The organism is Streptomyces silaceus, assembly GCF_001419745.1.
GTDB classification, from domain to species: domain Bacteria; phylum Actinomycetota; class Actinomycetes; order Streptomycetales; family Streptomycetaceae; genus Streptomyces; species Streptomyces silaceus.
Map to the genome: position 1 here is coordinate 1 of NZ_LIRJ01000417.1, position 10,006 is coordinate 10,006.

A 10,006-nucleotide genomic window follows, 5' to 3' on the forward strand; every position below is an offset into this window, starting at 1 on the left:
CGTACTACGCCCAGCGCGCCTCCGCCGGGCTGATCGTCGCCGAGGCGTCGACGCCCAACGCGGTCGGACAGACGTACGCCAACATCACCGCGATCCACAACGACGCGCACGTCGCGGGATGGCGGCGGGTCACCGACGCCGTGCGCGCGGCGGGCGGCCGGATGTTCCTGCAGCTCCAGCACGGCGGCCGGGTCGGGCACCCCGACAACAGCGGTCTGACGCCGGTCGCGCCCTCGCCGGTGCCGCTGCCGGACACCATCCACACGCCCGGCGGGCACCAACCAGCCGTCGAACCCAGGGAGATGACCGTCGAGGACATCGACGGGACCGTCGCGGACTTCGCGGCCGCCGCCCGCCGCGCGATCGACGCGGGCTTCGAGGGCGTCGAGGTGCACGCCGCGAACGGCTACCTCCTCCACCAGTTCCTCGCGAAGAACACCAACCGCCGCACCGACGCCTACGGCGGCCCGGTCGCCCACCGCATCCGCTTCGTCGTCGAGGTCGTCCGCGCGGTCGCCGAGGCGATCGGACCCGAGCGGGTCGGCGTACGCATCGCGCCCGGACTCACCGTCAACGGCATCGAGGAGGGCGACACCGACGCCCTCTACCCGGCGCTGATCGACGCCCTCGAGGAGCGCGCGGGCGGCCCGCTCGCCTACCTCCACGTCGTCTTCGCCGACCCCGACACCGACCTCTTCCGGCGGATCCGCGCGAACTGGCCCGGCACGCTCGTCGCCAACCCGGTCCTCGGCTGGGGCGGACCGCTGCCCGCCGACGGCGGCCGGCACGCGGGCGAGCGCCTGCTCGCGGCCGGGGCGGACCTGGTCTCGCTGGGCCGCGCGTTCCTCGCCAACCCCGACCTGGTCGAGCGGATGCGCGTCGGCGCGCCGCTCAACCCCCTTCAGGACAAGGGCCTGATGTACGTCGGCGGGGCGGCGGGGTACACCGACTACCCGGCCCTGAGCGAGGCCGCCGACGCCGGGACCCGTGGGTGACGAGCCCCATGGGCACGGCCGTTGGAGCCCCTGTCGGGCCGGGGCCGACGGCGCCTGGACATGCCGGCCGAGTTCCAGCCGGACTCGCGGCGGCGGCAGATACCCTGACGCATCGTCACCCCATTTCTCTCCGTACTCCGGACCCTCGGTGCCCCCACCAGACTGGCCGCCGGGGCGCGTTACGCCAAGTACCCACAAAGAAGTGGCCATTCACGGCGGTCGGGCGGCTTGATCGCTCCGGTCGGCCGGAGGGGGCCGGGGGCAGGGGCGGTCCGGCCGGTCAGGCGGCTCGCTCGGCCCGGTCCACGTGCGCGACGACACAGCTGACGTTGTCGGGGCCGCCCCGGAGGTTGGCCAGCTCGACGAGTTCGCGTACGGCGTCCTCGGGGTCGTCGGCCGCCGCGACGACCCGGCACACCTCGTCGTCGGGGACGACGGCGGACAGGCCGTCGGAGCAGAGCAGGTAGCGGTCGCCGGGCCGGGCGTCGTGCAGGCGCAGGTCGGCGGTGGCGTCCGCGCCGCCACCGAGGACCCGGGCCAGCAGGGACCGCTGGGGGTGCGAGGAGGCCTCCGCCGGGGTGAGGCGCCCGTCGTCGACCATGGACTGCACCAGCGTGTGGTCGTGGGTGATCTGGAAGAGCTCGCCGTCGCGCAGGAGATGGGCGCGGGAGTCGCCGATGTGGACGAGGGCGAGCTGCGATCCGGTCCAGAGCATGGCGGTGAGCGTCGTGCCCGCCTCGTCCTCCGGGGAGGCCCCGGCGGCGGTGTGGACGGCGCGCCCCGCCTCCGCGACGGCGTCCTCGAGGACGTTGAGCAGGGTGCCCGCGGGGACGCGGTCGAGCCCGTCGGCGTCGAACTCCAGGCGCCGCAGCGTGTCCACGGCGGCGGCGCTCGCGGGGGCCCCGCCCCGGCCGAAGCCGTCGGCGACGGCGAGGAGGCGGGAGTCGGCGTAGGCGGTGTCCTGGTTGCTCTCGCGGACGAGGCCGGCGTCGGACAGGGCGGCGCAGCGGATGGTGAGACGGTGGCCGTCAGCGGACATGTCGGGGTCCTTCCATGACAGATGACTGACGAGGAAGGTGGCCAGGTCCCGCCGCGCGGCGGTCTCGGCCTCGACCCGGGCCCAGTACGCACGGACCTCCTGCGCCGCAGCGTCGCCCTCCAGGGCGCAGACGCGGCGGATGCGGGCCAGCGGCATGTCCAGGCGGCGGAGCCAGGCGACCAGGCGGGCCCGGTCGAGCTGGTCCGGCGCGTAGAGGCGGTAGCCCGTGACCGGGTCGACGCGGGCGGGGGTCAGCAGCCCGAGCTCGTCGTACAGCCGCAGGGCCTTCGGCGAGAGCCGCGAGGCCTTCGCGAACGCCCCGATGGTCAGCAGCCCCATGGCCCGCTCCTTCCTCGTGCCGGGCACCTCGCCCGGCTCCACCGATGCTGGGGCTTCCCCCGAGGTGAAGGTCAACCGTCCGCCGCCACGGGGGCGAGACCGGCTTCGGCCAGGACGTCTGCGGCGACGCCTCGGCCGACCTGGGAGAGGCCGGCCAGCAGGTCGTCGCAGCCGATGCGCTCCGCGCCGTTACGCTCGGCGCGGGCCTCGGCGAGGGCGATGGCCTTGCGGGAGTAGGGCGTCCAGGCGATCCGCTCGGCGGCCCGGGAGGCGCCCGTGCCCAGCCGGTCCCCGACGGCGCGGTGCACGTCCTCCGGCGGGACGCCGGCGTCGCGCAGGAACCGCGTGGCGCTGTTGTCCTCCGCGGTCAGCCCCCACAGCAGGTGCTCGGTGCCGATGTAGTTGTTGCGGTGCCCCACGGCGGCCTGCCGGACGTGGGCCATCGCCCGGCGCAGCTCCTCGGACATGGTCTCGGGGCCGTACCGCTTGTGCGGCGCGTGGAAGCGCTGCTGGACCGCCTGCCGGGTCACCCCGAGCGCGCCCCCGATCTCGGCCCACGAGACCCCGTGCATCCGGCAGTGCTCGACGTAGTCCTCGACCAAGTCGTCGGCGAGCGCCTGGAGTTGCCCCGACACCCGTGCGGCGACGCCCAGCAGGGCGAGCCAGTCGGGTTGCTCCTGTCCTTCGCCGCGAAGGGCGGTGTCGCACCGGCGGTCGACCTCCGCGATGAGGTCGTCCACATCAGGAAGAGCCATGAGGCAAGTACGCCTTGACAGTTGGCGTTTGTCAACGAGTACTTGCCTTTTCGTGCCGCGGGGCCGTCCGGCGTACCGTGTCTCCGCCCTCGGGGAGATCGTTGTCGGGCCATGACCACCACGCATCGCACTGTCGCCGCCCTGCTCCTGGCCCTCGCCGGGGCCGCCGTTCCCGCCACCGCCGCCCACGCCGCCCCTCACGACGGCCTGACGGTGAGCGGCGCGGGCACGATCGAGGACGACGGCACCGTCACCCTCTCCGGCACCTACCGCTGCCTGCCCGACGGCACCCCCGGCCCGGTGTTCGTCAGCAGCACCCTGGCCCAGGGGGCCAGGACGAACGGCATCGGCGGCACGGTCGCGGTCTGCGACGGCCACGTCCACGAGTGGAGCAACACCAGCCGCCTCAAGGAGGACGCCTACGAGCCCGGCGAGGCGGAGGTGCGGGCGCACCTGATGAAGCTGTCCACGGAGACGGGTCTGCCGATGCCTCGGCCGCTGGCCCAGGAGGAGGCGCCGGTGGAGCTGTCGCGGGCGTGAGGGGGGTCGCCGAAATTTCTCGGAGAAATTTCCCGGGGGGATGTCGAGAACCCGCGTGCGGCTCCGTCCCAGCAGCGAACACGGCCACAATGGGCCGCACCTCACCAAGGAGGACATCATGGCCAAGTACCTGCTGCTGAAGCACTACCGGGGCGCGCCGGCATCGGTCAACGACGTGCCGATGGACCAGTGGGAGCCGGAGGAGGTCACGGCGCACGTCCGGTACATGAACGACTTCGCCGCCCGGCTGGAGAAGACCGGGGAGTACGTCGACAGCCAGGCGCTCTCGCCGGAGGGAACGTTCGTCCGCTACGACGGCGAGGGGCGGCCGCCGGTCACCGACGGCCCCTTCGCGGAGACCAAGGACCTGATCGCCGGCTGGATGGTGATCGACGTCGACACCTACGAGCGCGCGCTGGAACTGGCCGGCGAGCTGTCGGCGGCGCCGGGCGCGGGCGGCAAGCCGATCCACGAGTGGCTCGAGGTGCGCCCGTTCTACGGCGTGCAGCCCACGGCCACCGAGTGAACGAGGCGCTGCTCCGGCAGCTGGTGCCCGAGGTGATCGGTGTCCTCGTCCGCCGCGGAGCCGACTTCGCGGCGGCCGAGGACGCCGTGCAGGACGCCCTGGTCGAGGCCGTGCGCGCGTGGCCGGACGACGAGCCGCGCGATGCCAAGGGCTGGCTGGTCACGGTGGCCTGGCGGAAGTTCCTCGACGCGGCCCGCGCGGACACCTCGCGGCGGCGGCGCGAGGAGCGGGTCGAGGCGGAGCCCGCGCCCGGCGGGGCAGGGGCGGTGGACGACACGCTGCGGCTGTACTTCCTGTGCGCGCACCCGTCCCTGACCCCGGCCTCGGCGGTCGCGCTCACGCTGCGGGCGGTCGGCGGCCTGACCACGCGGCAGATCGCGGCGGCGTACCTGGTGCCGGAGGCGACCATGGCCCAGCGGATCAGCCGGGCCAAGCGGACGGTCTCCGGCGTGCGGTTCGACAGGCCGGGCGACGTCGCCACGGTGCTGCGGGTGCTCTACCTGGTCTTCAACGAGGGCTACTCCGGCGACGTCGACCTCTCCGCCGAGGCGATCCGGCTCACCCGCCAGCTGGCGGCCAGGACCGGCCACGAGGAGGTCGCGGGCCTGCTGGCGCTCATGCTGCTGCACCACGCGCGCCGCCCGGCCCGGACGACGGCCGACGGCAGCCTGGTCCCGCTCGCCGAGCAGGACCGCGGGCGGTGGGACACCCGGCTGATCGCCGAGGGCATCGGAATCCTCCAGGCGGCCCTGGCCCGCGACCGCCTGGGCGAGTTCCAGGCCCAGGCGGCCATCGCCGCGCTGCACGCGGACGCGCGGACCGCGCAGGAGACGGACTGGGTGCAGATCGTGGAGTGGTACGACGAGCTGGTGCGGCTCACCGACAGCCCGGTGGCCCGCCTCAACCGGGCGGTGGCGGTGGGCGAGGCCGACGGCCCCCGCGCCGGCCTGGCGGCCCTCGCGGACCTCGACCCCTCCCTGCCGCGCCACACGGCGGTGGCGGCCTACCTGCACGAGCGCTCCGGCGACCTGAAGTCGGCCGCCCACCTCTACACCCAGGCCGCACAAACGGCCCCCAACCTCCCGGAACGCAACCACCTCACCCACCAGGCGGCCCGCATCAACGCGCGGCTGCGGGGGTGAGCGGCGCCGCGGGACCGCCGCCATCGTGGCGTAGCGCACTTTTGCAAGCGGGCGCTTGCAATAGTTAGCGGGGGTGCTGCACCATCGGGGTATGGCATCACTCAACGTCGGCAATCTCGGTGAGTATCTGCGCGAGCAGCGGCGTACCGCGCAGCTGTCGTTGCGGCAGCTCGCCGACGCCGCCGGGGTGTCCAATCCGTATCTGAGCCAGATCGAGCGCGGCCTGCGCAAGCCGAGCGCCGAGGTCCTGCAGCAGGTCGCCAAGGCCCTGCGGATCTCCGCGGAGACGCTGTACGTACGGGCCGGGATCCTCGACGAGAAGGAGCGGGACGAGCTGGAGACGCGCGCCGTCATCCTCGCCGACCCCTCCATCAACGAGCGCCAGAAGCAGGTGCTGTTGCAGATCTACGAGTCGTTCCGCAAGGAGAACGGCTTCGAGACCTCGTCGTACGCGGAGCAGGACACCGCCGTCGATGGCGCCCGCACAGCCGACGCCGGCGATGCCGAGCCGAAGCAGAACCCCTCAAGCTGACCACGCTCACGCGAAACCGGGAGGACCATCCTCATGGCCATCACCGATGACCTGCGCAAGACCCTCAGCAACCCCACCCCCGCGTACTTCGTCGCCGGGTCCGCGGACCTCGCCTTCCAGCAGGCGAAGAAGGTGCCCGGCATCGTCGAGCAGCTGATCGCCGAGGCGCCGGCCCGTATCGACGCGGTGCGCAACACCGACCCGAAGGCCGTCCAGGACAAGGCCACCGCCCGCGCCAAGGAGGCACAGGAGACCCTCCAGGCCAAGGTCAACGAGGTGATCGGCACGCTCGACACCGACCTGAAGAAGCTCGGCGAGACCGCCCAGGACCTCGCCCTGCGCGGCGTCGGCGTGGCCGCCGAGTTCGCGGTCAAGGCGCGCGAGAAGTACGACGAGGTCGCCGAGCACGGCGAGCAGGCCGTGAAGGCCTGGCGCGGCGAGGCCGCCGAGGAGATCCTCGACCTGGCCGAGACGGTCGAGCCGGACGCCGAGCCCGAGGCCGTGGAGGCCCAGGAGCCCAAGAGCGCGACGGCCGCCGGGCCCAAGAGCGCCGTGGCCACCGAGTCCAAGGCCGCCGCCCCGGCGAAGAAGCCGGCCGCGAAGAAGACCACGGCCCGCAAGCCGGCCGCGAAGAAGACGACGCCGCCCGCCGGCAAGTAGTCGTGTGGACGGGGCGGGCACTCACGGCGTGCCCGCCCCGTTGACGGGGTAGCGGGTACCGTGGCCGCGTAATCGATGAGCCGAGACTGGTGGTGGACGTTGTGCTGATGCAGGGGTTCGCGAACTTCATGTGGCTGCTGTCGCTGGCCCTGATCGTTTTCAGCGGATTCGCGCTCATCGACGCCGCGGTCCGGCGTGAGGACGCCTACCGTGCGGCGGACAAGAAGACCAAGCCGTTCTGGCTGATCATCCTCGGACTCGCCTTCGTGGTGAACCTGCTCTTCCCGATCCTGTCGTTCCTGCCGATCATCGGCCTCGTCGCGACGATCGTGTACATGGTCGACGTACGCCCCGCGATCCAGCAGATCACCGGCGGCGGCGGCCGCCGCGGCGGCTCCAGCAGCGACGGTCCGTACGGGCCGTACAACGGCGGCCGGTAAGCCCGTGCGGTACCGCTGACGGCCCCGTCGTCAGCGGCCCCCGGGCGTCCGGTCGAGCAGCAGCACCGCCACGTCGTCCGTCAGATCCCCGCCGTTGAGGTCGCGCACCTCGTTCACGGCCGCCTCGAGAAGCTCGTCGCCCTGCAGCCCCGCGGCGATCTGGCGGCGGATCATCTCCACCATCCCCTCCTGCCCCAGGCGCTGGTTGCCCCGGCCGATACGGCCCTCGATCAGGCCGTCCGTGTAGAGCATCAGGCTCCACTTCCCGCCGAGCTCCACCTGCTTGCGCGGCCAGCGCGCCCGCGGCAGCAGTCCGAGCGCCGGGCCGCTGTCCTCGTACGGCAGGAGATCCGCGAGCCGGCCCTCGCGCGCGATCAGCGGCGACGGGTGTCCGGCCAGGCACAGCCCGGCCCGGCGGCCGTCCGGCGCGATGTCGACCGTGCACAGCGTCGCGAAGATCTCGTCGTCGGCCCGCTCGTGCTCCAGGACCTTCTGCAGCGTGGACAGCAGCTCGTCGCCGCACAGCCCCGCGAAGGTCAGCGCGCGCCAGGCGATCCGCAGCTCCACGCCGAGCGCCGCCTCGTCGGGCCCGTGGCCGCAGACGTCGCCGATCATGACGTGCACGGAGCCGTCGGGGGTGCGCACGGTGTCGTAGAAGTCGCCGCCGAGCAGCGCGCGGGAGCGTCCGGGCCGGTAGCGGGCGGCGAACCGCAGCGGTGAGCCCTCCAGGAGCGGCGTCGGCAGCAGGCCGCGCTCAAGCCGGGCGTTCTCCTGGGCGCGCAGCCGCGACTCGGTGAGCTGGCGCTGGGCGGCGTCGGCGCGCTTGCGCTCCACCGCGTACCGGATCGCCCGGCTCAGCAGGCGCCCGTCCAGCTCGTCGCGGAAGAGATAGTCCTGGGCGCCGACGCGCACGGCCTCGGCGCCGCGCTCGGCGTCGCCGTCCGCGGTGAGGGCGAGCACGGCGTGCCGGGGCGCGAGGCGCAGCACGTGCCGGAGCGCGCCCAGCTCGTCCCCGTCCGTCTCCTCGGCCGCGGAGGCGGCGCCCGGAGCGGTCAGGGCGAGGTCGAGCAGGATGCAGTGCACGTCGTCGGTGAGGAGCCGCTCGGCCTCGGTGAGGTTGCGGGCGGTGCGGATGCGGATGGGCTTGCCCGCGGAGTCGAGGAGCTCGGGGACGCTCAGGGAGCCCGCCGGGTCGTCCTCGATCACCAGCAGGCTGAGTCCGGAGCCGTTGCTGCTGCCGTTGCCTTGGCCGGTCGTGTCATGGGCGGGCGCCGCCGTCTCGTGTCGGGGCGCCGCATGAGCCTGACCGCCTTCCGCGGCCGGGATCGCTCTCTGCCGCGGTATGGGTACGGGCATCGCTTGGTTCCTTCCCTCCCCCCGAGGGCATGGTCCCGCGCAGGTCGACGCGGCACCGACGGGGACCTTAGCGGTAGCCGTGCCTCCATTGGAATGCCGGACGGCAAACAGCCACCGTCATATGCCGCATCCAGGAACGCAATTGGGCACGGTGTGGTCCCGCCAGGGATGACGAACATCACGTCGTGAGGGCCCAGCGCACGGCCGGGCCGTGCGCTGGGTCACATCCGGCGCGGACGTCCGCGGCTACTTGTCCGGCCGTACGACCCCGAGGATCTGCATGGACCCCGCGCCCGCGATCGTCACGTCCCGGCCGGGACGCGGCGCGTGCACGATGGCGCCGTCGCCCACGTACAGCCCGACGTGGCTCGCGTCCGAGTGGTAGATGATCAGGTCACCGGGGCGCATGTTCTTGACGTCGACGCGCGGCAGTTGCTTCCACTGCTCCTGCGAGGTGCGCGGAATGCCCTTGCCGGCCGCGGCCCAGGCCTTCGAGGTGAGCCCCGAGCAGTCGTACGACCCCGGGCCCTCGGCGCCCCACACGTACGGCTTGCCGATCTGGGCGGTGGCGAACGCGATGGCCTTCTTGCCCGCCGGAGTCGCCTTGCCGCCGATGTCCTTGAGGACGCCCGAACTCACCCACGCCGACTGCTTCTTGAGGGCGGCCGCCTCCTCCAGCTTGCGCAGCCGCTCCCGCTCCTTCTTCTCCAGGCGGGACTCGAGGGCCTCGGCAGCCGCGATCTTCTTCTTTATCCGCTTCTTGGAGGCCGCCTTCTCCTTGCGGTTGGCCTCCAGCTTCTTCCAGCGCGCGGTGGCGTCCTCGGCGTAGACCCGCAGGTCGTCCTGGGTGCGCTCCAGCTCGGTCAGCAGGCCCTTGGTCGCCTTCTCGCCCTGCCGCATGCGCCCGGCGCCGTCCAGGAACCGGCCCGGGTCGTCGCTGAGCATCAGCTTGGCCTCGTCGGGCACCCCGCCGTTGCGGTACTGGGCGCGGGCGGCGGCGCCCGCGCGGGCCTTCAGCTTCTTGAGCTTGGCCTGGCCCTCGACGATGTCCTTGGCGAGCTTCACGATCTGCTCGGACTGCTTGTCGGCCTTCTCCTCGGCGGCGTTGTACGCGTCCGTGGCCACGCCCGCGTCGTGGTAGAGGTCCTCGATCTCCTTGCGGACCTCCTCAAGGGACTTGTCCGTACGGGGAGTCGGCTCGGCCGGTGGCTTCACGGGACTCGCCGGAGCGCTCGCCGGGCTCGCGAAGGCCGTCCCCGGTGCGGTCAGCACCGTCGCCGCGCAGATCAGCGCCACGGCCGTCGCCGTCGAGTATCGCTTGCCAGTCACGCCCCGCCACCCCCAAAGCTGATTTACCGTCAGTAACTTGCGGTCGCCCTCGGGATGGTGCCATGACCGCGCCCAATCCGACAGAGCCCGGCCACCACTTCGATCTCCCCACCCGCCCTTCTGTGACGAACGGCACGCAGGGTTCGTTCCCCGCAGGTCACAGCGATGCGTTCCACGCGGGCCGGACGGGATCACGGCCGGGGGGACGGGCACATGTGTTCAACCCCGGGGCGGAGGGGGCTCCAGGGACGGGGGGCTCCAGGGTCGGGGGCGGAGATCCCGGCGGTGAGTCGGCTCCGTCAGCTCCCCCGCGGCGCCAACGCCTCCCACCGCACCGTCACTTCCCCCTGCCG

Annotated in this window: 11 protein-coding genes; 7 read left to right on the forward strand and 4 right to left on the reverse strand. The window is 72.9% G+C overall.

Translation table 11 applies throughout. The features are described 5' to 3' along the window. A partial coding sequence (locus AOK22_RS32020; protein ID WP_055702221.1) for an oxidoreductase occupies nt 1–995 on the forward strand: 995 nt, incomplete at its 5' end. 280 nt (nt 996–1,275) lie between these two features. Here the strand turns inward: AOK22_RS32020 and AOK22_RS32025 are convergent. Both AOK22_RS32025 and AOK22_RS32030 read right to left on the reverse strand, forming a co-directional pair. Further along, entirely contained in the window at nt 1,276–2,373 is a 1,098-nt protein-coding gene (locus tag AOK22_RS32025; protein WP_055702222.1) for a MerR family transcriptional regulator, read from the reverse strand. 71 nt (nt 2,374–2,444) lie between these two features. After that, nucleotides 2,445–3,128 (reverse strand): Clp protease N-terminal domain-containing protein, encoded by a 684-nt coding sequence (locus AOK22_RS32030; RefSeq protein WP_237773584.1) that lies wholly within the window; start codon nt 3,126–3,128, stop codon nt 2,445–2,447. A 111-nt stretch (nt 3,129–3,239) separates the two neighbouring features. Here AOK22_RS32030 and AOK22_RS32035 point away from each other — a divergent pair, with 111 nt between their 5' ends. From AOK22_RS32035 to AOK22_RS32060, 6 genes are all read left to right on the forward strand, one after another. After that, nucleotides 3,240–3,668 (forward strand): DUF6299 family protein, encoded by a 429-nt coding sequence (locus AOK22_RS32035; RefSeq protein WP_055702223.1) that lies wholly within the window; start codon nt 3,240–3,242, stop codon nt 3,666–3,668. A gap of 118 nt (nt 3,669–3,786) precedes the next feature. Beyond that, nucleotides 3,787–4,194, forward strand: a complete 408-nt coding sequence (locus AOK22_RS32040; protein WP_055702224.1) for a YciI family protein — start codon at nt 3,787–3,789, stop codon at nt 4,192–4,194. Beyond that, nucleotides 4,191–5,336, forward strand: a complete 1,146-nt coding sequence (locus AOK22_RS32045; protein WP_055702225.1) for an RNA polymerase sigma factor — start codon at nt 4,191–4,193, stop codon at nt 5,334–5,336. Before AOK22_RS32040 ends, AOK22_RS32045 begins: the two co-directional genes overlap by 4 nt. Nucleotides 5,337–5,427: 91 nt before the next feature. Further along, on the forward strand, nt 5,428–5,868 hold the full coding sequence (locus AOK22_RS32050; protein ID WP_055702226.1) for a helix-turn-helix domain-containing protein: 441 nt from the start codon (nt 5,428–5,430) through the stop codon (nt 5,866–5,868). A gap of 33 nt (nt 5,869–5,901) precedes the next feature. Then, nucleotides 5,902–6,528, forward strand: a complete 627-nt coding sequence (locus AOK22_RS32055; RefSeq protein WP_055702227.1) for a hypothetical protein — start codon at nt 5,902–5,904, stop codon at nt 6,526–6,528. Nucleotides 6,529–6,635: 107 nt separating this feature from the next. Further along, nucleotides 6,636–6,968, forward strand: a complete 333-nt coding sequence (locus AOK22_RS32060; protein ID WP_193433306.1) for a DUF2516 family protein — start codon at nt 6,636–6,638, stop codon at nt 6,966–6,968. A 30-nt stretch (nt 6,969–6,998) separates the two neighbouring features. On the opposite strand, the gene AOK22_RS32065 is transcribed toward AOK22_RS32060, so the two are convergent. Both AOK22_RS32065 and AOK22_RS32070 read right to left on the reverse strand, forming a co-directional pair. After that, nucleotides 6,999–8,324 (reverse strand): PP2C family protein-serine/threonine phosphatase, encoded by a 1,326-nt coding sequence (locus tag AOK22_RS32065; RefSeq protein WP_055702228.1) that lies wholly within the window; start codon nt 8,322–8,324, stop codon nt 6,999–7,001. 246 nt (nt 8,325–8,570) lie between these two features. After that, nucleotides 8,571–9,653 carry a C40 family peptidase gene (locus AOK22_RS32070; protein WP_055702229.1) on the reverse strand — a complete coding sequence of 361 codons (1,083 nt, stop codon included), beginning with the start codon at nt 9,651–9,653 and terminating at the stop codon, nt 8,571–8,573. Between the last annotated feature and the right edge of the window lie 353 nt (nt 9,654–10,006).

Coding starts and splice junctions, on each gene's coding strand:
- AOK22_RS32060 (WP_193433306.1), top strand. CDS start 6,636: ATGCAGGGGTTCGCGAACTTCATGTGGCTGCTGTCGCTGGCCCTGATC.
- AOK22_RS32040 (WP_055702224.1), top strand. CDS start 3,787: ATGGCCAAGTACCTGCTGCTGAAGCACTACCGGGGCGCGCCGGCATCG.
- AOK22_RS32035 (WP_055702223.1), top strand. CDS start 3,240: ATGACCACCACGCATCGCACTGTCGCCGCCCTGCTCCTGGCCCTCGCC.
- AOK22_RS32025 (WP_055702222.1), bottom strand. CDS start 2,373: ATGGGGCTGCTGACCATCGGGGCGTTCGCGAAGGCCTCGCGGCTCTCG.
- AOK22_RS32065 (WP_055702228.1), bottom strand. CDS start 8,324: ATGCCCGTACCCATACCGCGGCAGAGAGCGATCCCGGCCGCGGAAGGC.
- AOK22_RS32030 (WP_237773584.1), bottom strand. CDS start 3,128: ATGGCTCTTCCTGATGTGGACGACCTCATCGCGGAGGTCGACCGCCGG.
- AOK22_RS32050 (WP_055702226.1), top strand. CDS start 5,428: ATGGCATCACTCAACGTCGGCAATCTCGGTGAGTATCTGCGCGAGCAG.
- AOK22_RS32055 (WP_055702227.1), top strand. CDS start 5,902: ATGGCCATCACCGATGACCTGCGCAAGACCCTCAGCAACCCCACCCCC.